The sequence below is a fragment of the Streptomyces sp. 15-116A genome, assembly GCF_025290915.1.
In the GTDB taxonomy this organism is placed as follows: domain Bacteria; phylum Actinomycetota; class Actinomycetes; order Streptomycetales; family Streptomycetaceae; genus Streptomyces.
On record NZ_JAOCQE010000088.1, the window covers coordinates 1 to 22,354 of the forward strand.

18 protein-coding genes are annotated in these 22,354 nt (G+C 72.0%); 10 read left to right on the plus strand and 8 right to left on the minus strand.

Annotated elements, in window-relative coordinates; all coding sequences use genetic code 11:
- Nucleotides 1-1,607, minus strand: a 1,607-nt coding sequence (locus tag N4P33_RS16650) for a DEAD/DEAH box helicase (protein ID WP_260827404.1), incomplete at its 3' end; no start/stop codon positions are given.
- Between the two features lie 289 nt (nt 1,608-1,896).
- On the opposite strand from N4P33_RS16650, the gene N4P33_RS16655 reads away from it, so the two are divergent.
- Nucleotides 1,897-2,652: a ferritin-like domain-containing protein gene (locus tag N4P33_RS16655; RefSeq protein WP_260827405.1), complete on the plus strand. Its 756-nt coding sequence runs from the start codon at nt 1,897-1,899 to the stop codon at nt 2,650-2,652.
- A gap of 242 nt (nt 2,653-2,894) precedes the next feature.
- Here N4P33_RS16655 and N4P33_RS16660 read toward each other — a convergent pair whose 3' ends face one another.
- The 4 genes from N4P33_RS16660 to N4P33_RS16675 all read right to left on the minus strand — a co-directional run bounded on the left by N4P33_RS16660 (nt 2,895) and on the right by N4P33_RS16675 (nt 4,803).
- Nucleotides 2,895-3,164, minus strand: coding sequence for a hypothetical protein (locus N4P33_RS16660; RefSeq protein ID WP_260827406.1), 270 nt, complete (start codon nt 3,162-3,164; stop codon nt 2,895-2,897).
- A 183-nt stretch (nt 3,165-3,347) separates the two neighbouring features.
- A complete protein-coding gene (locus N4P33_RS16665) occupies nt 3,348-3,575 on the minus strand; it encodes a DUF3107 domain-containing protein (protein ID WP_260827407.1) in 228 nt (75 codons plus the stop codon).
- A gap of 155 nt (nt 3,576-3,730) precedes the next feature.
- Nucleotides 3,731-4,399 carry a TetR/AcrR family transcriptional regulator gene (locus N4P33_RS16670; RefSeq protein WP_260827408.1) on the minus strand — a complete coding sequence of 223 codons (669 nt, stop codon included), beginning with the start codon at nt 4,397-4,399 and terminating at the stop codon, nt 3,731-3,733.
- A 176-nt stretch (nt 4,400-4,575) separates the two neighbouring features.
- On the minus strand, nt 4,576-4,803 hold the full coding sequence (locus N4P33_RS16675) for a hypothetical protein (RefSeq protein ID WP_260827409.1): 228 nt from the start codon (nt 4,801-4,803) through the stop codon (nt 4,576-4,578).
- A gap of 195 nt (nt 4,804-4,998) precedes the next feature.
- Here N4P33_RS16675 and N4P33_RS16680 point away from each other — a divergent pair, with 195 nt between their 5' ends.
- The 7 genes from N4P33_RS16680 (at nt 4,999) to moeZ (ending at nt 14,279) form a co-directional block, all read left to right on the plus strand.
- Nucleotides 4,999-6,072 carry an alpha/beta fold hydrolase gene (locus tag N4P33_RS16680; RefSeq protein ID WP_260827410.1) on the plus strand — a complete coding sequence of 358 codons (1,074 nt, stop codon included), beginning with the start codon at nt 4,999-5,001 and terminating at the stop codon, nt 6,070-6,072.
- Between the two features lie 311 nt (nt 6,073-6,383).
- The gene (locus N4P33_RS35570) at nt 6,384-7,889 is read left to right on the plus strand and encodes a DUF3152 domain-containing protein (protein ID WP_399029588.1); all 1,506 of its coding nucleotides are present in this window, start codon (nt 6,384-6,386) and stop codon (nt 7,887-7,889) included.
- Nucleotides 7,890-8,070: 181 nt separating this feature from the next.
- Nucleotides 8,071-9,801, plus strand: coding sequence for a DUF3492 domain-containing protein (locus N4P33_RS16690; RefSeq protein ID WP_260827421.1), 1,731 nt, complete (start codon nt 8,071-8,073; stop codon nt 9,799-9,801).
- A complete protein-coding gene (locus N4P33_RS16695) occupies nt 9,798-10,901 on the plus strand; it encodes a hypothetical protein (protein WP_260827412.1) in 1,104 nt (367 codons plus the stop codon). The genes N4P33_RS16690 and N4P33_RS16695 overlap by 4 nt, the downstream gene beginning before the upstream one ends.
- Before the next feature lie 370 nt (nt 10,902-11,271).
- Nucleotides 11,272-12,273 (plus strand): NAD(P)-dependent oxidoreductase, encoded by a 1,002-nt coding sequence (locus tag N4P33_RS16700; RefSeq protein WP_260827413.1) that lies wholly within the window; start codon nt 11,272-11,274, stop codon nt 12,271-12,273.
- Complete coding sequence (locus N4P33_RS16705; protein WP_260827414.1) at nt 12,261-13,037, plus strand: spherulation-specific family 4 protein; 777 nt, start codon at nt 12,261-12,263, stop codon at nt 13,035-13,037. Before N4P33_RS16700 ends, N4P33_RS16705 begins: the two co-directional genes overlap by 13 nt.
- 63 nt (nt 13,038-13,100) lie before the next feature.
- Nucleotides 13,101-14,279, plus strand: coding sequence for an adenylyltransferase/sulfurtransferase MoeZ (gene moeZ, locus N4P33_RS16710; protein ID WP_260827415.1), 1,179 nt, complete (start codon nt 13,101-13,103; stop codon nt 14,277-14,279).
- Between the two features lie 128 nt (nt 14,280-14,407).
- Here moeZ and N4P33_RS16715 read toward each other — a convergent pair whose 3' ends face one another.
- The 3 genes from N4P33_RS16715 to N4P33_RS16725 form a co-directional block, all read right to left on the minus strand.
- Entirely contained in the window at nt 14,408-15,901 is a 1,494-nt protein-coding gene (locus N4P33_RS16715) for an alpha/beta hydrolase (protein ID WP_260827416.1), read from the minus strand.
- Between the two features lie 135 nt (nt 15,902-16,036).
- The gene (locus N4P33_RS16720; RefSeq protein WP_260827417.1) at nt 16,037-17,581 is read right to left on the minus strand and encodes an alpha/beta hydrolase; all 1,545 of its coding nucleotides are present in this window, start codon (nt 17,579-17,581) and stop codon (nt 16,037-16,039) included.
- A 143-nt stretch (nt 17,582-17,724) separates the two neighbouring features.
- Nucleotides 17,725-20,496, minus strand: coding sequence for a flippase-like domain-containing protein (locus N4P33_RS16725; protein WP_260827418.1), 2,772 nt, complete (start codon nt 20,494-20,496; stop codon nt 17,725-17,727).
- 186 nt (nt 20,497-20,682) lie between these two features.
- On the opposite strand from N4P33_RS16725, the gene N4P33_RS16730 reads away from it, so the two are divergent.
- Nucleotides 20,683-21,084, plus strand: coding sequence for an MGMT family protein (locus N4P33_RS16730; RefSeq protein ID WP_260827419.1), 402 nt, complete (start codon nt 20,683-20,685; stop codon nt 21,082-21,084).
- Nucleotides 21,085-21,341: 257 nt separating this feature from the next.
- The coding region (locus tag N4P33_RS16735) for an ATP-dependent helicase (RefSeq protein WP_260827420.1) at nt 21,342-22,354 on the plus strand (1,013 nt) is incomplete at its 3' end.

Below are 22,354 nucleotides of genomic sequence, written 5' to 3' on the forward strand. Positions count from 1 at the left end.
GGGGTACGCGGGCCCGACTCGGTCTCAGCGGTTGCGGCGTCGTCGGCGACCGGCGCCGCGGTCTGCTGCTGCGCCGCCTCGTCCAGCGGCGTACCGCTGCGCATACGGCGGCGACGGCGCGGCGTACGGGCCGAGCGCTCGCCGTCACGGTCCCGGTCACGCTCACGGTCGGCGGAGCGGGCCTCGCCCCGGCCGCCGCGTCCGCGCGGGCCACGGCCGCCCGGCTCGCCCAGGTCCTCCAGCTGCTCGGCGTCGAGCCCCGCACGGGTCCGCTCCGAACGCGGCAGGACACCCTTGGTGCCCTCGGGAATGCCGAGGTCGCTGAACAGGTGCGGCGACGTGGAGTACGTCTCCGGCGGGTCGCTGAAGTCCAGCTCCAGCGCCTTGTTGATCAGCTGCCAGCGCGGGATGTCGTCCCAGTCGACCAGCGTGATCGCCGTACCCTTCGCGCCCGCGCGGCCCGTACGGCCCACCCGGTGCAGGTACGTCTTCTCGTCCTCCGGCGTCTGGTAGTTGATGACGTGCGTCACACCCTCGACGTCGATGCCGCGCGCGGCGACGTCGGTGCAGACGAGCACGTCCACCTTGCCGTTGCGGAAGGCGCGCAGCGCCTGCTCGCGGGCGCCCTGGCCGAGGTCGCCATGGACCGCGCCGGAGGCGAAGCCGCGGCGCTGGAGCTGCTCGGCGATGTCCGCCGCCGTCCGCTTCGTACGGCAGAAGATCATCGCGAGGCCGCGGCCCTCGGCCTGCAGTATGCGGGCGACCATCTCCGGCTTGTCCATCGAGTGCGCGCGGTAGACGAACTGCTTGATGTTCGCGACCGTGGCGCCCTCGTCGTCCGGTGCGGTGGCGCGGATGTGCGTGGGCTGCGACATGTAGCGGCGGGCGAGACCGATGACCGCGCCCGGCATGGTGGCCGAGAACAGCATGGTCTGGCGCCGGGCCGGAAGCAGATTGATGATCTTCTCGACGTCGGGCAGGAAGCCCAGGTCGAGCATCTCGTCGGCCTCGTCGAGGACGAGGGCCTTGACGTGGCTGAGGTTCAGCTTCTTCTGGCCCGCGAGGTCGAGTAGCCGGCCCGGGGTGCCGACGACCACGTCGACGCCCTTCTTCAGGGCCTCGACCTGGGGCTCGTAGGCCCGGCCGCCGTAGATCGCGAGGACGCGCACATTGCGCACCTTGCCGGCGGTGAGCAGGTCGTTGGTGACCTGCGTGCACAGCTCACGGGTGGGGACGACGACCAGCGCCTGCGGGGCGTCGGTGAGGTCCTCGGGCTTCGCGCGGCCCGCTTCCACGTCGGCGGGGACGGTGACGCGCTCGAGGAGCGGAAGGCCGAAGCCGAGCGTCTTGCCGGTGCCGGTCTTGGCCTGGCCGATGACGTCCGTGCCCGACAGGGCCACGGGGAGCGTCATCTCCTGGATGGGGAAGGGGGTGATGATGCCGACGGCCTCCAGGGCCTCGGCGGTCTCGGGGAGGATCCCGAGCTCTCGGAACGTCGTAGTCAGGGTGCTGCCTCTTCTGTGTGCGCGGTGCGAGGCGAGCGCGGGGGTCGTGTACGTGACCGTGCCGGGGACGTCGGCTGCCTTACGGGCGGTGCCGTGAGGCACGGGACCACTGCCGACGCTCTAGCGCTCGAACCGCTGAGGGTGTCCCCCTCCGAGTCTCGTACGCACTGTGCCGTACGGACGGGGAGGGCTGTCGGGTCGGAGCCGATCGGGCCACCGACCGGGCATCCTCATACATGCGGCCTGTCGAGTACGTCAGAGTGCTCAGCAGGCGCATTACCACCATACCCCGGATTCGCGCACATGCGATGGCCGATTTGGTCACGTAGTCGTCGTCACACTGATCGACCAGGACCTTCCCGGACGCGGCGAGCGGACTATTGTGCGCTTCATGACGAGCTCTGACAAGCCTGACCACGCCGCGGACGCCCCCGAGACCACCGCCGGACACACCGGCGTCGCCGCCCTGGACTGGGCGGCCGCCTCAGCCGACCCGCAGTACCGCGCCGCTGTCGTGGACCTGCTCGGCGCGCTGGCGTACGGGGAGCTGGCGGCGTTCGAGCGGCTCGCGGAGGACGCCAAGCTGGCGCCGACGCTGGACGACAAGGCGGAGCTGGCGAAGATGGCCTCGGCCGAGTTCCACCACTTCGAGCAGCTGCGGGACCGGCTGGCCGAGATCGGTGAGGAGCCGACCCGCGCGATGGAGCCGTTCGTCGCCGCGTACGACGGTTTCCACAAGCAGACCGCGCCTTCCGACTGGCTGGAGGGGCTCGTCAAGGCCTACGTCGGCGACTCCATCGCCAGCGACTTCTACCGGGAGGTCGCCGCGCGGCTGGACTCCGACACCCGCGCGCTGGTGCTGGCCGTGCTGGACGACACCGGGCACGGCGGCTTCGCCGTGGAGAAGGTGCGCTCGGCGATCGACGCGGACCCGCGCGTGGGCGGGCGGCTCGCGCTGTGGGCGCGGCGGCTGATGGGCGAGGCCCTGTCGCAGTCCCAGCGGGTGGTCGCCGACCGGGACGCCCTGTCCACGATGCTGGTCGGCGGCGTCGCCGACGGCTTCGACCTCGCCGAGGTCGGCAAGATGTTCTCCCGCATCACCGAGGCCCACACCAAGCGCATGGCCGCACTGGGCCTGGCGGCCTGAGCCGGCCGCTTCGCGCGAGCGCTTCTGCGATGGGTCGGTCGTCCGGGCGCCGAAAGGGGCCGCCGACCGCCCGAGCGCCTGCGCGCGGTCGGGCCGTGCGGAGTCCGCTGCTCTGCGGGGCGATTCGCTCGGGATTCGGTTGCGCGGGTCTCCGAGGGGGCGCCCTGTCCGGATCGGCTGGCCGCGAGGTGGCCGGGCGGCTCAGCGGCGGCCCCGGCGCGTGCCCCGGCGGCGGCCGGGGGTCAGGCCGTCGCCGAGTGGCGGCGGAGTCTTCCCGCGGGGCGGAGCAGCAGTGACAGGGAGGCCACGGAGACGATCACCGCCCCGAGCAGGACGGTCAGCAGACCGCCCGCGTCCAGAGCGGTGTGCGTGACGAAGGCACCGAAGAGCGCGCCGGCCACACCGGTCGGCAACACCAGGGTCCGAGCAGGCAGCCGATGCGGCAGGCGGCGTACCGCCGCCCAGGCGAGAGCAAGGCCGAGGATCGCGGAGCTGAGCGCTTCCAAGAGCATGTCGGGGGTCCCTCCCACACGGCCGGCCTGCTCACATCGGTCGTAGCCCGTCATACCCCTGACCTGCGGAATCCAATCCTCCCCTGTGAGGAACTTGTGCTCCATCCGTGAACGCGCCCGGTACGCGCAAGGGCCCGGCGGTGTCGTACCGCCGGGCCCTCGCCCTTGTCCTTCGCGTGTCGCCTACAGCGCGCCGAAGCCCACCTTGCGCGGCGCGGGCTCACCGATCTCGACGTACGCGAGGCGGTCGGCCGGGACCAGGAGCTTGCGGCCGTGCTCGTCCACGAGGCTCAGCAGCTGCGACTTCCCGGCGAGCGCCTCGGCCACCACGCGCTCGACCTCCTCGGCGCTCTGACCGCTCTCCAGAACGATCTCGCGCGGCGCGTGCTGCACGCCGATCTTGACCTCCACGGCTATGTCCCTCCGACGGTCAGTGAAGTGCGCGACCTACCGCGCCGTACCCAGCACACATTAGCCCGGTGAGGGGACGTACACGCTCCGCCCGGCCACGCCAGGAGCGAACACCCGACGGGAACAGAGGGGACCGCACGCCCGCCCGCCTGAGCTCAGTGCTGCTGCTCTCCGCCGTGCTGGTGGTTGCTCTCGCTGCCGTGCAGCGGGAAGCCGGCGATGCCCCGCCAGGCCAGCGAGGTCAGCAGCTGGACCGCCTGGTCGCGGGGCACCGTGCGGTCGCTGTGCAGCCAGGACCGCGCCACCACCTGCGCGAGACCGCCCAGACCCGAGGCGAGCAGCATCGACTCCGCCCGCGACAGCCCGGTGTCCTCGGCGATGACGTCGCAGATCGCCTCGGCGCAGTCGTTGGTGACCTTGTCGACCCGCTCGCGCACGGCGGGCTCGTTGGTCAGGTCCGACTCGAAGACCAGGCGGAAGGCCCCGCCGTCGTCCTCGACGTACGCGAAGTACGCGTCCATGGTCGCCCGGACGCGCTGCTTGTTGTCGGTCGTCGACGCGAGCGCGTTCCGCACGGCCTGGATCAGCGACTCGCAGTGCTGGTCCAGCAGCGCCAGGTAGAGATCGAGCTTGCCCGGGAAGTGCTGGTAGAGCACCGGCTTGCTGACACCGGCGCGCTCGGCGATGTCGTCCATCGCGGCCGCGTGATAGCCCTGCGCGACGAAGACTTCCTGGGCGGCGCCCAGCAGCTGGTTCCGTCGGGCTCGGCGCGGCAGGCGGGTGCCCCGCGGGCGTACCGCCTCTGTCTGCTCGATGGCTGTCACGCCGCCTCCCATTGTCGTCCACATGCGGTGTGAGCCGCGCCGCCATCGTACTTTTCGGTAACCGTGGTGTGCGCGGTGAGAACGCAGAATTTCACGGACCGGACGACGGCGAAAGTGGCACGGACGGTTTCAAAAGGTGTCTGAGCGGGCAAGATGCGGCCTCTTTCCTGCTCGGGTCACCGGTAGTCGTCCTCGTCGAGGGAGACGATCCTGGCCTGTTCCACCAGGTCCGCCTCGTTGGCACGGTCGGGGTCCACACCCGTCAGCGGGTCGTCGCGGTCCGGCTTGATGTCGGCCTTCTGCTCGGCCGCGTCGACCTCGGGCGCCTCGACGTCGTACTCCTGGCCCTCCTGGGTGTCCTCGACTTCCTCGAAGGTCTCGGGGTCGCTGGGGTCTACGGCCATGCTGGGCTCCCTTCCTACGAACGTCCCTGAAGAATGCAGGGGCCACATGCGGGTGCCCTCTGTACGAGCCTAGGAGACACCCGATCCGGACGCTATGCGATCCGCGACCGGGAGGTGACGCGGTGCGCACCCTCTGGCCGACCTTGTGATGGCGAACACATGAACCACTGCGTGATCGTCTCGTAACATTGCCGCATGTCTTCGACCGAGCTGCCGTCCGTTCCGCCCGCGAACGTGCTGCCCAAGGTGGCCGCCGTCAGGGTCGCGGAGGGCGAGCACCTCAGGTCGGTGCAGCTGCCCGGCGTCACCTTGACCGTACGGTCACGGAAGCCCGCGTGCGAGGGTCTGCCGCCCGCGCTCTACGTCCACGGCCTGGGCGGCTCCTCGCAGAACTGGTCGGCGCTGATGCCGCTGCTCGACGACGTCCTCGACAACGAGGCCGTCGACCTGCCCGGGTTCGGCGACTCCCCACCGCCCGACGACGGCAACTACTCGATCACCGCGCACGCACGCGCGGTGATCCGCTATCTCGACGCCGCCGGACGCGGCCCGGTGCACCTGTTCGGCAACTCGCTGGGCGGCGCGGTCGCCACGCGCGTCGCCGCCGTACGCCCCGACCTGGTCCGCACGCTCACGCTCGTGTCACCCGCCCTGCCCGAGCTGCGGGTGCAGCGCACGGCCGTGCCGACGGCACTCCTGGCGATGCCGGGGGTGGCACCTCTGTTCACCCGGATCACCCGTGAGTGGTCGGCGGAGCAGCGGGTCCGCGGGGTGATGGCCCTCTGTTACGGCGACCCCACGCGGGTGTCGCCGGAGGGGTTCCGCAACGCCGTCCAGGAGATGGAGCGGCGGCTGCGGCTGCCGTACTTCTGGGACGCCATGGCGCGTTCCGCGCGGGGGCTCGTCAACGCGTACACCCTCGGTGGCCAGCACGCCTTGTGGCGTCAGGCCGAGCGGGTGCTCGCGCCGACCCTGCTCGTCTACGGCGGCCGGGACAAGCTCGTCGGCTTCCGCATGGCCCAGCGGGCGGCCCGCGCCTTCCGGAACGCCCGGCTGGTGACACTGCCCGAGGCGGGGCACGTGGCGATGATGGAGTACCCCGAGACGGTCGCCGCCGCGTTTCGCGAACTCCTCGCGGATGCAACGGATTCCGCGGATCAGGGGGATACTTTGGAGCCGGGCGCGAAGGGTGCCCCGGGTTCGTCCGCCGAAACCGGTCCGGACGAGGCCGCCGACGGCGGGGTCACCGCCGAGAACGTGAGGGGCTGAGGCGCGACGTGGGACGCCACAGCCGCCGTGGACCCGCCCCCAAGGGCGACACCGCGGAGACGACCGCGGTACGCGAGGGCCGTGCAGGCAGAGCCGAGACCCGCCGCGGAGCGGGCCACTGGGAGCCGGCGTCCCCCCAGGGGGTGCGCCGGCAGCAGGCTCCGTCGGGGTACGGGGGGCCGGGATACGGGGCTTCGCCGTATGACACGGCGGGGCATGGCGCTTCGGTGCATGGACCGACTCACGGGAGCCCCGCTCATCCTGGGCCTGGATATGACGCGGCGGCGAATTCCGCGACGCCGGCCCAGGGGATGCCGCGCCTCCCGGACGGGACGCCCGCGCATGGCGTTCCCCGCCTTCCGGACGGGACCCCGGCTCATGGAGTCCCCCGTTTCTCCGACGGCACACCTGCGCAGGGGGTGCCCCGGCTTCCGGACGGGACGCCCGCGCGTGGCGTGCCGCGCTTCCAGGGCGGGACTCCGGCTCACGGTGTCCCCCGTCTCCCGGACGGGACACCCGCGCACGGGATGCCGCGCCTCCCGGACGGGACGCCCGCTCGTGGCGTTCCGCGGTTTCCCGATGGCACGCCGGCCCATGGCGTTCCCCGTTTGGTCGACGGCACGCCCGCTCACGGCACGCCTCAGGTGCGTGGTGGGCATCCCGAGCAGTGGGAAGGCGGGGGTGGCTGGGGGGAGTTGAACGGGCGGACGGCTGCGGGGGCCGGGTACGGCATGCCGGCCGGCGCGACCGTGCCCGTGCCGCGGCAGCGGCAGGCGCCGGGGCGTGGCCCGCGGCAGGAGTACCTCGACGCCTTCGACGAGGCCGACGACCTCTTCACGCCGCGCAGGCCCGCGTCCGCGGCGCACTCGGCGTACCCGGCACCCGGCTCCGCGCACTCCGCCGACCCCTACGACGCCGTCACCGACTGGGAAGCCCCTCCCGCCCCGGAGACCTCGGCCGACCCGGACGACGACGATGCGCCGCCCACCGGTGTGCCCGCACAGACCCGGGGCGGCAAGGGACGTACGTTCACCGGGATCGCGGCCGCGGCCGTCACTACCGTGCTGGCCGTCGTCGTGGCCGGGCAGGTCACGGGCGACCCCGGCGGCGACGCCGTACAGGCACAGTCCGCCCCCGAACAGGCGCGCGACGTCCGGAACCCCGCCTCACGCGGGGACGACCGGGAGACGCCCTCCGGGACTCCCGACGCCAAGCCGCTGACGTACGAGCAGAAGCTGAGCAAGAGGTATCCGCTCGGCGCCACCCTCGACGGCTCGGGCGAGTTCGAGGCGATCCCCGGCATCGACAAGGCGCCGGGCAAGGGGCAGAAGATCACCTACCGGGTGGACGTGGAGAAGGGGCTCGGCCTGGACGGCGAGCTCTTCGCCGAGGCCGTGCACAAGACGCTCAACGACGACCGCAGCTGGGCGCACAACGGCGCACGCACCTTCGAGCGCATCCACTCCGGCCGCCCCGACTTCGTGATCACCCTCGCCAGCCCGGGCACGACCGCCGACTGGTGCGCCAAGTCCGGCCTGGACACCACGGTGGACAACGTCTCCTGCGACTCGGCCGCCACCGAGCGCGTGATGATCAACGCATACCGGTGGGCCCAGGGGGCCGAGACCTACGGCGACGACCTCTTCGCGTACCGCCAGATGCTGATCAACCACGAGATCGGCCACCGCCTGGGCTATGACCACGTCACCTGTGACAAGGACGGGGATCTGGCCCCGGTCATGCAGCAGCAGACCAAGTTCCTGAACCACGACGGCATCAGCTGCCGCCCCAACCCCTGGGCGTATCCGAACAGCTGACGGCCACCGGGGCGCGTAGCGCGACCAAACGCGCCCCGCACGGGAAAGTTACGACCGTTCACCCCTTTTGGTGGAGCGACGGACAACCGTCCGTCGCTCCACCGCCTTGTCCGCATACGTTCGTCCCGCTGCGAGCCGCCGGAGCAACGGCGGCTCCCCACACGGGAGATCGGGGGTGCACGTGCGCATCGGACTGCTGACGGAGGGTGGCTACCCGTATGTGAGCGGTGACGCCAGGCTGTGGTGCGACCGTCTCGTGCACGGGCTCGCCCGGCACGAGTTCGACGTCTACGCGTTCAGTCGCAGCCAGGCGGAGGAGGACGCGGGCTGGGTCCCGCTGCCGCCGCAGGTCAGCCGCGTGCGCACCGCACCGCTGTGGACGCTCGAGGACGACGGGGTGGTGTACGGGCGCCGCGCACGCCGGCGCTTCACGGAGCACTACGGCGACCTGGCCGCCGCACTCTGCACCGCCGCCCCCACGACCACCGGCGCGCGCCCCAGCGCGAGTCCTGTCACGAGCCCCGACACGAGCCCCGCCCCGGCCGACGCGCACCCCACACCACCTGAGGCGGACCGTTTCGCCAATGCCCTGTACGGCCTCGCCGAACTCGCCCGCGAGGAGGGCGGACTGGCTGTCGCGCTCCGCTCCGAGACCGCCGTACGCGCCCTGGAGCGCGCCTGTCGTGCGCCCGGCGCCCAGCGCCCCGCGCGTGAGGCCCGCGTACCGGATCTGCTCTCCGTGGCAGCGCACCTGGAGCGCGCCCTGCGCCCCCTCACCCTCGACTGGTACGAGGAGGACGGCCTCGGAGCCGTCGACCTGTGCCATGCCGCCTCCGGCGGCACGGCCGCCCTGCCGGGCCTGCTCGCCCGCCACTTCTACGGCGTCCCGCTGCTGGTGACCGAGTACGGCGTACGACTGCGCACCCACTACCTCACCCGCCCCGACTCCTCACCGGCCGTCCGGTCCCTGCTCGCCGCGTTCCACGGCCGGCTCGCCGCCGAGACCTACCGGCAGGCCGCGTTCATCACCCCGGGCAACACCCACGCGCGCCGCTGGCAGGAACGGTGCGGCGCCGACCGGGCGAAGCTGCGCACCGTCTACCCCGGCATGGACGCCGCTCCCTTCGCCGACGTGGGTGAGGCCCCGGAGAGCGCGGACCCGCACACGCTCGTCTGGGTCGGGCGCGTGGAGCCGGCCAAGGACCTGGTGTCGCTGCTGCACGCCTTCGCGGAGATCCGCAAGGAGGAGCCGAAGACCCGGCTGCGGATCATCGGCGGCCCGTCCGGCCCCGAGGGCGAGGCCTACCTGGGCCACTGCAGGATGCTGGCCGCCCAGCTCTTCCCCGACGAGGCCGAGGGACCGCACTCCGTGGGCGACAACCCGGTGTCCTTCGAGGAGATCGGCGGCCCGGAGCTGCCCACCTCCGCCGACGCGTACGCCTCCGGTGCCGTGACCGTCCTGTCCAGCGTGGTCGAGGGCTTCCCCGTAGGACTGGTCGAGGCGATGTTCTGCGGCCGGGCGACGGTCTCCACGGACGTCGGCGCGGTCGTCGAGGTCATCGGCGGCACGGGGCTCGTCGTACCGCCGCGCAATCCGCGGGCGCTCGCCGAGGCGTGCGTGTCCCTGCTGCGCGCCCCGGAGCGCCGCGAGCGCCTCGGAGCCGCCGCGCGCGCCCGCGCACTGGAGCTGTTCACCGTCGAGCAGAACATCGCCGCGTTCCACGGCCTCTACCTGGAGATCGTCGCGCGCACTCCCGTCCACCGGGTTCTGCTGAACGACACCGGCGACCCCCTGCCCTTCGCCACCCCTGCCGAGGCCCACGTCCCCGGCCACTGGACCGACCCCGCACCCCGCCCCACCCCCACCTGGGCGGCCCGCACCACGGTCCCCGCCACGGAGGCAGCACGATGACCGACCTCACCACCTTGGACCACCAGCCGGCCAAGCCCCGCCGGGGCGCCGACCCGGTGAAGGCCCTGCTCCACCGCCACCGCGAGCTGTGCGAAACCGCCGTGGACCCCCTGGAGATCGCGGCGGGCCTCGAAGCCCACGGCGTCACCGACCGCACCGCCGCCCGCTTCCGCCACCGGGACGTCTTCTCCCTCGCCGAGGAGCTCTACGCCCGCGCCAACCACCACACGACCCCACCACCCCCCACCCCACCCGCACCCCAACCTCGCCGCACCTGGTCGATCCTCACCGTCCTCCCTGGCCTCCTCTGCCTCGCCACGATCGCGGCCCTCCGCCTCACCGAAGGCCGGCCCCGCCTCCTGGCAGCCACCGCGGGCACCCTGGCCCTCACCCTCGCCCTCCGCGCAGCCCTGCGCCGAGGGCCCCTGAGCGCACCTCACGCTCCGGGCACCACCCTCCCCACCCTCTGGCTCATCGCCTACGCCGTCCTCGGCGAAGGTCTGCTCCACGCCGCGCTCACCGGCGGCCCCGACACCCCGCCCACCACCGCCGACTGGCCCCTCATCACGGCCCCCGTCGCGGCCCTCACCCTGGCCTGCGCCCCCGCGGCCTGGACAACCCACCTCTTCAGGGCCCGTGCCCACCGCAGACTCACCACCAGCCGAGCCCTGGAGGACTTCGCCACCTCCGTACGCCCCCTCCTCCTGGGCACGGTCACCCTCCACCTCCTCGCACTGGCAGCGCTCACCACCCTCACCGCCACCGCCCTCGACGAACCCGCGGCCCTCCCCGCCACCCTCACCCTGGGCGCCCTCCTCTACGTCTCCCGCCTCCTCACCATCCACGGCTTCACCCACGCCCCCCGAGTGATCCTCACGGCCACGGCCCTCACCCAGGCAGCAGCCCTCGCCACCCTCTTCACCGCCCGCCTCCCCGGCTGCGCGCCCCTGGCCACCCCCGTGGAAACCCTGGTCACCACCTGGACCCCGGCCGCCGTCCCCACCCTCACCTGCGGCGCGGCAGCCCTCACCCTCCTAGTCCACGCGGCCCGCAAGCTCACCCGAGCCTCTGCCCACGTCCATGCGGAGGCCGACCGATGACGACCGGACGGAAGCCGCCCACGGCGCGGAGCCGCTCACGCGGTGGGCGCACCGCACCACCGCCCCGGCCTCGCCCCACCCACCGGGCGTGGGCGCTCCATCAGCCCCCACCGGAGCCGAGGTGGCGCCGCAGGCATAGGAAGCGCACCCCCACCGGAGCCGCGGTGGCGCCGCAGGCAGGAGACGCGAGCCCACCGAACCGGCACCCGCACTCAGCCCCGGACACCGCACTCAGCCCCGGATACCGCACTCAGACCCGGACACTGCACGCAGCCCCGGACACCGCACCCAGACCCACGCACCCGCCTGAAGGAGAACCCCACATGACCACCCGCCCAGCAGCCTCGGACGACGCCGAAGGAGCTGCCCGATGAGAGTCCTGCTGATCGGAGCCAACGGCTACATCGGCCGCTTCGTAGCCGACCGCCTCCTCGCCGACCCCGCCGTCCAGCTCACCGCCCTCGGCCGCGGCGACGACGCCGACGTCCGCTTCGACCTGGCCACCGGCAGCCCCGGCGCCCTCACCCGCTTCCTCGACGCGGTCCACCCCGGCGTCGTGGTCAACTGCGCCGGCGCCACCCGGGGCGGCGCCCGCGAACTCACCCGGCACAACACCGTCGCCGTGGCCACCGTCTGCGAGGCCCTGCGCCGCAGCGGCTGCGGCGCCCGCCTCGTGCAGATCGGCTGCAGCTCGGAGTACGGCCCCAGCCAGCCCGGTTCCTCCACGGCGGAGGACGCCGTCCCCCGCCCCGGCGGCCCGTACGGCGTCAGCAAGCTCGCCGCCACGGAACTCGTCCTCGGCTCCGGCCTGGACGCCGTGGTCCTCCGGGTCTTCTCACCCGCGGGCCCCGGCACCCCCGCCGGGTCCCCGCTCGGCCGCCTCGCGGAGGCCATGCGCCGGGCCATGCAGTCCGGCGACGGCGAGCTCAAGCTCGGCGGCCTCGGAGCGCAACGGGACTTCATCGACGTACGGGACGTGGCACGCGCGGTGCACGCCGCCTCGCTCTCCGCGGCGCAGGGCGTCATCAACATCGGTTCGGGCCGCGCGGTCCGGCTGCGCGACGCCGCCGCGATCCTCGCCCGGGTCGCCGGATACGGCGGCGCCCTGCACGAACTCGACAGCCCGGGCGTCCACGCCCCGCACGCGATGCACGCCGCCCACAGCCCGCATCTCCGGCCGACCATCGGCCACCCCCGGTCCGCCGACCCCGAGCACCACGCGGCGCCCGTGGCGTTCCCGTACCCCGACGGCTGCGGCAGCTGGCAGCAGGCCGACGTCCGCACGGCACGCGACCGCCTCGGCTGGCGGCCCCGGATCAACCTCGAGGAGTCCCTGGCCGACATCTGGATGGAGGCGGCATGCCGTATCTGACGGGAGGAGGCACGCCGTATCCGTATCCGACCGGGCTCAAACCGGCCGCCGGGGACACCGGGACACGCACCGGCCTCGGCGTCCCCGGCCTGGCCCACCCGCTCCTCGCCCCCGCCGAGTGGACGGAACTCACCACCCCCGGCACGCCTCTCCACTGGGTCGTCCTCGACGTCGCCGACGGCCCCGGCGTACAGCCCGACCCGAACTGCCTGGACGCCGCAGGACGCCTGCGGAACGCCGGTGTCCGCGTGCTCGGCCACCTCGACGCGGCCTACGGCTCGCGCGGGTTCGGCGAACTGGTCTCGGACGCCCACCGCTTCCTGGACTGGTACCAGGTCGACGGATTCCTCCTCGACCGCTGCCCCGCCGACGGGGCCGCGGTCACCGAGGTCCGCCGCACGGTCGCCACACTCCGGGTGCTCAGTGACGACGCCCACATCGTCCTGGGCCACGGCACCCACCCGCACCCCGGTTACGCCGCGTTCGCCGACCAGCTGGTCACCTTCGCCGGCCCGTGGAGCGACTACCGCTGGTCCCAGGTCGCCGAGTGGACGGCGGACCACCCGCCGGAGCGCTTCTGCCACTTCGTCCACGGCGTGCCCCGCCCGCACCTGGAGGAGGCCCTGCGCATCGCCCGCTGGCAGGGAGCGGCGACGATCTACTTCACCGACCACACGCCCCGAACGGCGATGGCCCCCTGGGAGGCCCTGCCCGGCTACTGGGACGAATTCGTCTCGCGTATCGGAACGGGTGTCTCGGAATGAAAAAGCACGTGGCAGTGTTACGCGGAGAACAACCGTACTGATTGACCGACCAACGGAGTCCCCGTGTCGCTGCCACCCCTGGTTGAGCCCGCCTCCGAGCTCACCGTAGACGAGGTTCGCAGGTACTCCCGCCACCTGATCATCCCCGACGTGGGGATGGACGGGCAGAAGCGGCTGAAGAACGCCAAGGTGCTGTGTGTGGGCGCCGGCGGCCTGGGTTCGCCGGCGCTGATGTACCTCGCCGCGGCGGGCGTCGGCACGCTCGGCATCGTGGAGTTCGACGAGGTCGACGAGTCGAACCTGCAGCGCCAGATCATCCACAGCCAGTCCGACATCGGCCGCCCCAAGGCCGAGTCCGCCCGCGACAGCGTCAAGGGCATCAACCCGTACGTGAACGTGGTCCTTCACGAGGAGCGGCTCGAGGCCGACAACGTGATGGACATCTTCAGCCAGTACGACCTGATCGTCGACGGCACGGACAACTTCGCGACCCGCTACCTGGTCAACGACGCCTGCGTGCTGCTGAACAAGCCGTACGTCTGGGGCTCGATCTACCGCTTCGACGGCCAGGCCTCCGTCTTCTGGTCCGAGCACGGCCCCTGCTACCGCTGCCTCTACCCGGAGCCCCCGCCCCCCGGCATGGTCCCCTCCTGCGCCGAGGGCGGCGTGCTCGGCGTGCTGTGCGCGTCCATCGGCTCCATCCAGGTCAACGAGGCCATCAAGCTGCTCGCCGGCATCGGTGAGCCGCTGGTCGGCCGCCTGATGATCTACGACGCCCTGGAGATGCAGTACCGCCAGGTCAAGGTCCGCAAGGACCCGAACTGCGCGGTCTGCGGCGAGAACCCGACCGTCACCGAGCTCATCGACTACGAGGCCTTCTGCGGCGTCGTCTCCGAGGAGGCCCAGGCGGCGGCCGCCGACTCCACGATCACTCCCAAGCAGCTCAAGGAGTGGATCGACGACGGCGAGAACATCGAGCTCATCGACGTCCGCGAGCCGAACGAGTTCGAGATCGTCTCCATCCCGGGCGCCCGCCTGATCCCCAAGAACGAGTTCCTCATGGGCACCGCCCTGGAGAGCCTGCCGCAGGACAAGAAGATCGTCTTGAACTGCAAGACAGGCGTCCGCAGTGCGGAAGTCCTGGCGGTCCTGAAGTCCGCCGGCTTCTCCGACGCGGTCCACGTAGGCGGCGGCGTAATCGGCTGGGTCAATCAAATCGAACCCCACAAGCCGGTCTACTGACGCCCCTCCGCCCACCAGCGCCTTCCCGGAAGCCCACGGCTCTGCCCAGCTCGGATGCCGTGGGCTTCCGTCGTGCGCGCCCACGCCGTCGCTCCGCCGGGCACTCGCGGCCGGCGCCCCCGGTCGCGTTATGAGCAGACCTTGCCGTCCCTCGGCGGCTTGCCCTCGAGCAGGTACGTGTTCACCGTCGAGTCGACGCAGGAGCTGCCGGTGCCGTATGCGCCGTGGCCCTCGCCCTTCCAGGTGAGGACGATGCCGACGTTCTTGCCCAGTTCGTCCGCCATCCTGCGGGCGCCCTCGTAGGGGGTGGCCGGGTCGCCGGTGTTGCCGATCACCAGGATCGGGGCCGCGCCCGGTGCGCTCACCTCCGGGGTGTCGTGCTGGCCGGGCACCGGCCAGTCGTGGCACCAGCCGACCATGTCCCAGCCGAGGGCGGGGCCGAAGACCGGTGAGATCTTCTCGAACTGAGGCAGCAGCTTCTTCGTCTCCCCGATGGTCGGCCGCTGCTTGTCGTCCAGGCACGATATGACCCGCTGGGAGTGCGTCGTCGTGCCGTAGCGCCCTGAGGCGTCGCGTTCGTTGTAGCCGTCGGCCAGCGCCAGCAGTTCGGAGCCGTCGCCTTCCTCGGCCGCCTGCAGGGCGCTCGTCAGTGCCGGCCAGCCGTCCTTGCTGTACAGCGGCAGGATGATGCCGGTGAGCGCGAGTGACTGGGTCAGCTCGCGGCCCCGCGTCGAGGTCGGCAGCGGCTCGGCGTCGATGCGCTTCAGCAGGTCCGCGATCTCACGCGAGCCCTGCGCGGGGTCCTTTCCGGTGGACTTCAGGTAGTCGTTCAGCGCGCGCTGGAAGCCGAGGGTCTGGTTCCTGGCGTGGCCCACCATGTCGGCGCTCGGGTCGACGACCGCGTCGAGGGTCATGCGGCCCACCCGCTTGGGGAAGAGGTGGGCGTAGACGCCGCCGAGTTCGGTGCCGTAGGAGATGCCGAAGTAGTTCAGCTTCTCGTCGCCGAGCGCCTGCCGGATGCGGTCGAGGTCGCGTGCGGTGTCGGTGGTCGAGACATGGCCGATCAGCTCGCCGGCGGAGTCCTCGCAGCCCTTGCCGAAGTCGACGGCGTCCGCCAGGAACGTCCGCTCCTCGGCCGGGGTGTCCGGGGTGCTGTCCACGGACGACTCGGCCGCCTGGATGTCCTTGTCGGCCCGGCAGCGTACGCCCTCACTGGCGGCCACCCCACGGGGATCCCAGCTCACCAGGTCGTACCGCTCGCGCAGCTTCGAGACCGTGTCGGCGTAGGACGGCATCATCGACACGCCCGACCCGCCGGGCCCGCCGAAGTTGAACAGCAGCGAGCCGAGGCGGTCGTCGCCGGTGGCCTCGGCGCGGATCAGCGCCAGCCCGATCGTCTTGCCGTCCGGCTCGGACCAGTCGAGCGGCACCCGCAGCGTGGCGCACTGCCAGTCGTCGCCCGGTGCGGGGGCGTCCCCTTTGGCCTCGCAGCGTTTCCAGTCGAGCGCCGTCCCGCCGTTCTTGCCGTCGTCCCCGGAGTCGTCGTCGGACGAGCCGCTGCAGCCCGCCGTCAGCAGCGCGGCGGCGACCCCGAGAGCCGTCCACCGTACGAAGCGCGTCATGTGCCACATCCCCCCTCGTCTGCCCTCCGCACGGTGCCGCGGATGGCGGTCAGGCCATGGTAGGCAGATCCCGCTCGCGCTGGGTCAGCCTGTGGATAACGCTCTGACCTGCGGATTTCATCAGAGTGTGCGTGGTCAGGAGCAGACGGTGCCCGACTTCGGCACCTTCCCGTCCAGCAGATAGCCGTGCACCGCGTCGCGCACGCACCGGTTCTTGCTGTCGTAGGCGCCGTGCCCCTGCCCCCTGTACGTCAGCTCGACGCCGACGCCCTCACCGAGCTCCCGCACCATCTTCCGCGCCCCCTCGTACGGGGTCGCCGGGTCGCCGGTGTTGCCGATCACCAGGATCGGCGCGGCGCCGGGCGCGCTCACATCGGGATGGGCGGCGGCTCCCGGCACGGCCCAGTCGGTGCAGCTGATCATCCCCCAGGCCAGGTAGTCGCCGAACAGGCCGGAGGCGGCGCGGAACTCGGGCAGGCTGCGTTCCACGTCCTTCGTGGTGTAACGGGGCTTGTCGTCGGCGCAGTTGATGGCGATGTTGGCCGGGATGAGGTTGCTGTACTCGCCGTTCTCGTTGCGCCCGTTCATGAGGTCGGACAGCACCATGAGGATCGTCCCGTCACCGTCGTAGGCCTGCTCCAGGCCGTCGGTGAGGAAGTCCCAGAACTCCTGCGAGTACAACGCCTGCGCGATCCCGTTGGTCGCGGCCGTCTGGGTCAGCTCGCGCGGGAAGACGCCGGGGATCGGCTTGCTGTCGAGGTCCCTCAGCAGCCCGGCGATACGGTCCTTCACGTTCTGGGCGGTGTCGCCGACGGGGCAGTCCTCGACCTGGGAGACGCAGTGCTCCGCGTAGTTGTCCAGGGCGAGCTGGAAGCCCCGCGCCTGCCCGAGCGAGCCCTGCTCCGGGTCCTGCGTGGGATCGACGACCGCGTCGAACACGGCGCGGCCCACCTTCTCGGGGAACAGGTGGGCGTAGACGCCGCCGAGTTCGGTGCCGTAGGAGATGCCGAAGTAGTGCAGCTTGTCGTCGCCGAGCACCTGGCGCATGAGGTCGAGGTCGCGGGCGGCGTCGGTGGTGCGCACATGCGGCAGGATCCGCTCGGAGTTGTCCTCGCAGGCCGCGTTGAACTCCTTGGTGCCGTCCAGGAGCGCGGTGCGCTCGGCGCCGTCGTCGGGGGTGGCGTCCTGCGCGAAGTGCGCGTCGAGCTGCTGGTCGTCCTGGCACACCACGGGTGCGCTGCGGCCCACGCCGCGCGGATCGAAGCTCACCAGGTCGTAGCGGGTGCGCAGGGTCGCGTAGTCCTCGCCGAACGCGGGCAGCGACTTGACGCCGGAACCGCCCGGACCGCCGAAGTTGAAGATCAGTGAGCCGATGCGCTCCTTCGCCGGTCCGCTCGTCCTCGCCCGGATCAGCGCGAGATCGATCGTGTCGCCCTCGGGGTCGTCCCAGTCCAGGGGTGCCTTCATCGTGGCGCACCGCCATTCGGCGCCGCCGGGCAGGGGCGAGGGGGCGGGGCCGCCGCCCTGTGCCTCGGACGGGGCCGGGCAGTCCTTCCAGCTGAGCTCCTGCTGTGCCAGGTCCTCGTCCGAGGCGTCCTCACCGCAGCCGGCCAGCAGTGCCGGCAGCAGCACGGCGGAGACGGTCAGGGCGGCGGCGCGCACACGGAAGGACTTGGGCATGCCTCCATCCTGCGGTCGTACACGGCGGTGCGCGCGGGGCACCGGCCGTACGAGCGAAGGAAACCGCGGCCTTTCGTTCCGGGACTACGAGAGCTTCTTCGCGCGTGAGGCTTCCACAACGCTTCCTTGCGCGCGTGAGGCTGCTACAACGCTTCCTTGCGCGTGAGGTGGTTGAAGGCCAGCCAGCCCGGTAGCACCGGCAGCCACAGGGTCAGCAGCCGGAACAGCAGTACGGCTGGAGTGGCGACCGCCTGGGGGAGCCCCACGGCGATCAGACCGACCGTGAGGGTCACCTCGACCGCGCCCACACCGCCCGGCGTCGGCGCCGCGGACCCCAGCGCGTTGCCCGCGAGGAAGACGACGGCGACGCTGGCGATGCTGATGGAGGTCGTCTCGTCGCCGAACGCCCTGACCGAGGCGTCCAGGCACAGCACGAAGCAGGCGGTCAGCAGCAGCATGCCGCCGATGCCGGTGATCAGTTTCTGCGGGCGCTGCAGCACATCGAGCATGCGCGGCACCACACCCGCGAAGAGCGAGCGCACGCGCGTGACGACGAACTTCCGCAGGAACGGCACCGAGGTCACGACCAGCATCAGCACCGCGACCGTCAGCAGACCCGCGATAACCGTGCGGGACGGCGACAGGGAAGGCGTCTTCTCGGTGCCGGTCAGATAGCCGAAGGCCAGCAGCATCAGGATGTGACAGCCCAGCCCGAACAGCTGCGAGGCGCCGACGCTCGCCACCGCGAGTCCCGGCCGCACCCCCGCCCGCTGGAGGAAGCGGGTGTTCAGCGCGACCCCGCCCACCGCCGCCGGGGCGACGATCTTCACGAACGACCCGGCGACCTGTGCGGCCACGGTCCGCAGGAACGGCACCCGCTCCGGTACGAACCCCAGCAGCGCCATGGCCGCCGCGAAGTAGCTGGCCGCCGAGAACAGCACGGCCGCGGCCACCCAGCCCCACTCGGCGTTGGCGATCAGCGGCCCGAACTCGATGTGGGTGAGCTGGGTGAGCAGGAAGTACGCGCCGATGGCGCCGGCGATGAAGCTGATCAGTGTGCGCGGGCGCACCCGTTCCAGGCGGGCCGGCTCCACCGGCGCCTGGGGCCTGATCCGCAGCACCTCGTGCCGGATCTGGGTGAGCAGATCCTCCTCGCGGGCCTCCTCCATCGCCTCGTCCAGGGCGCGCTTCTCGGCCCGCTGCTCCGCGCGTACGGCCTTCTTGTCGGGCTTGTCGAGCACGGGCCGTTCCGTGGCGTCCGCGGTCTGCTCGGCGCGCAGCAGCTTGGCCTGCCGGGACGCCTCCAGGACGGCCTCGCGTTCGCGTTCCGCACGCGCGCGTGCGAGCCTGCGCAGCGTCCCGCGCGTGGAGCGGCTCAGTGCGATCGGCTGGAGCATCGGCAGACAGTCGGCCACGGCGTCCGGTCCGAGCACGCTCACCGCGGACGCCACCGCGCGTTCCGCGCCCACCCGGAGGCCGAGCGTCACCAGCAGCTGGGAGATGTCCATGCGCAGCAGCAGATCGCCGGCCGCGATCTCGCCGACGCGCAGATCGGTGAGCACCACCGTGCCGGAACGATCCACCAGGATCGCGTCGCCCACCAGCCTGCGGTGCGCGATCCGGCGCGACTGCAGGGCCCGCACCTGGTGCCAGGTGTCGCGCAGCAACTCGTCGGTGATCTCCTCGTCCTCCAGCGAGTCGAGGGTGCGGCCGCCGATGTGCTCGTAGACGAGCATCACCGCGTCGGGACCGAGCTCGGACGTCGCGATCAGCTTCGGGGCGTTGGCCCCGGCCGCGATCGCCGCGTACGCCAGCAGCGCCTCCTGCTCCAGCGCCTGGCGCAGCGAGGGGAGGCTGCTGCGGGTGGCGAAGCCGCGCAGGGTGAGGTTGCGCCACGCGCGGTAGAAGAACCCCTGGGCCTGCTGCTCACGGTCGACCACCGTCACGTCCAGCGGCGGGCCGTCCTCCAGGGTGACGACGTAGCGGCGGCCCCGGTCGCCGGCCTCGGAAGCCTCCGGGGCCTCCACGCGGGACGCGGTCACCGGCCGGAAGCCGACGGTGCGCAGGCCCGCCATCAGGGTCCGCCCGGTGGGGCGCACATTGGGCGACCCGACCGCGTAGAGCGTGCCGTAGGCCACCGTCCAGCCGATCAGCACCGTCAGGATGATCGAGAACGGGGTGGTGTACCCGGTGACGAGCATCGAGAAGGCGTCGAGGAGCAGCACCACCCACAGCACCGCGCGCCAGCGGGGTCTGCGGGACATCCCGACGGCCGTCATGTACGCGATCACCGGAGCCAGATAGCCGTGCACGGGATCGGTCAGGGCGTGGATGTCACCGGGGGAGGGCTGGGTGAGCGCCTCCTGAATCGAGTCGGGGGCGGCCCGGGCGACCCACAGGTCGGTGGCGAGGGTCACTCCGTGCGCGAGGACCGCGGCGAGCACGCCGTCGGCGATCCGCAGCCCGTCGCGCTTGATCAACCGCTCGATCGCGAACGCGACCGGCACCAGGAGGATCGCGATGCTGGAGGCCAGCCCCGCGATCTTGATGAGCAGGTCGGGCGCCTGCCCGGTGCCCTTGTTGATGTCCTGTTCCAGGCCCGAGGTGGTGCCGTGGGCGAACGCGGCGATCGCCAGCAGGACGACGACGGCGAGGACGCCCACCAGCAGGCGCATGAGGTCGGACGGACGGTGCACGCGCGCGGGGAGCAACGGTTCGTCGCCCTCGACCTCGTCGATGTGCACCGTGTCCGCGGCGTCCGGGTCGCTTGTTTTCTTCGCAGTGTCACCCTTGCGCGCCTTGCCGGATTTATCCGGCTTTCCTCCGCTCTTCGGGTCGGCGTTCGTGGTGTCCGGGCGCGACGAAGCCTCAGCGGTGCCCTCCGTGCCGTCGGGGTGTGCACCCTGCTGCTTCATCGTCTCTTCTTGATCTCGTATCACCAGTCACCGCCCGCATGATGGTGGCATGCCGGACCGGCACACGGGGGCATCAGGGTCCATATGCGGGGGCGCACAGTCTGCCCGAAGCGCCGCCTCGGGGCGAGGCATACGCACGCGCGCGTGCGCGTCGCGTTGTCGGTGGGGTGGTGCAGGATGGGCCGGATGAGCCAGGAGAGCCTTCCGTCCGACGCCGGTGCGCCCACTGAGGATGCCCGCTTCGAGGACGCCCTGCCCGCCTATGCGGAACGGGTCCTCGAGGTGGCCGAACTGATCCCGCCGGGCCGCGTCATGACGTACGGGGACGTGGCCGAGTGGCTCGGGGAGGGCGGCCCGCGCCAGGTGGGCCGGGTGATGGCCCTGTACGGCGGTGCCGTCCCCTGGTGGCGCGTCGTCCGCGCGGACGGCGTCCTGCTGCCCGGGCACGAACTCAGAGCCCTCGGCCACTACCGCGCGGAGGGCACGCCCCTGAAGGAGGCGAGCCGGGCCGCCGAGGGCCACCTCCCGCGCCTCGACATGAGACGCGCGCGATGGGACGGCGGCGGACACACGGAGGGTCACACCTGACAGCTTCCGCCATCGGACGCCCCTCTGTGTGACCTGTGATCCGTACGAGGGAAGAAGGGCACGTCCGTGCCATGACGTACGTTCGTGAGGCGAGGGGCATGTGCGCCCGATGTGCCCGGAGGGAAGAAGTGGAAGCCCTGCTTCCGAGCTTTCCGTCGGCGTAGCGTCGGCTGCACGTGTCCCCCTCACCCCGCGTCCACCGCCCTGCACGCGCGGTGGAACGGCAACCAGCACACCCACCAGGACCGGCGAACCACGTGAGCTCCTCTTCCTCCACCAGCGACCCGTCGCACCCCCAGGTGCGGCGGGGGAACCGTGGCGCTTATCGACTGGTCCGTACCCCGCCGGCTCGCATCGACCCCCCTCGACTGGACGCCGCGCAGCGCCGTGTGGTTGACCACGAGACCGGCCCGCTGCTCGTCCTCGCAGGCCCGGGCACCGGAAAGACCACCACCCTCGTCGAGTCCGTCGCCACGCGCGTCGCCCGCGGCCAGGACCCCGAACGCATCCTGGTGCTCACCTTCAGCCGCAAGGCCGCCGTCGAGCTGCGCGACCGCCTGGCCCTGCGCACGGGCGCCGCGCGCGCCCCTCAGGCGACCACCTTCCACTCGTTCTGCTACGCCCTGGTCCGTGCCCACCAGGACAGCGACCTCTTCGTGGAACCCCTGCGGCTGCTGTCCGGCCCCGAGCAGGACGTCACCGTCCGCGAGCTGCTCGCCGGACAGGTCGACCTGGAGAAGCTCGGGCTCGCCCATGTGCGCTGGCCGGACGAGCTGCGCGCCTGCCTGACCACCCGCGGCTTCGCCGACGAGGTCCGCGCGGTGCTCGCCCGCAGCCGCGAACTCGGACTGGGCCCCGAGGCCCTGGACGCCTTCGCCCGCCGTATCGGACGCCCCGACTGGCGTGCCGCCTCCGCCTTCCTCGCCGAGTACCTCGACGTCCTCGACCTCCAGGGCGTCCTCGACTACGCCGAGCTCGTCCACCGCGCGGTGCTGCTCGCCCGCCGCCCCGAGATCGCCGCCCGGCTCGCCGAGCAGTACGACGCGGTGTACGTCGACGAGTACCAGGACACGGACCCCGCCCAGGTACGGCTGCTGCACGCGCTGGCCGGCGACGGCCGCACCCTCGTCGCCTTCGGCGACCCCGACCAGTCGATCTACGCCTTCCGGGGCGCCGACGTGAACGGCATCCTCGAGTTCCCCCACGCGTTCCCCCGAGCCGACGGGCGCCCGGCCCCGGTCGAGGTGCTGCGCACGTCCCGCCGCTCCGG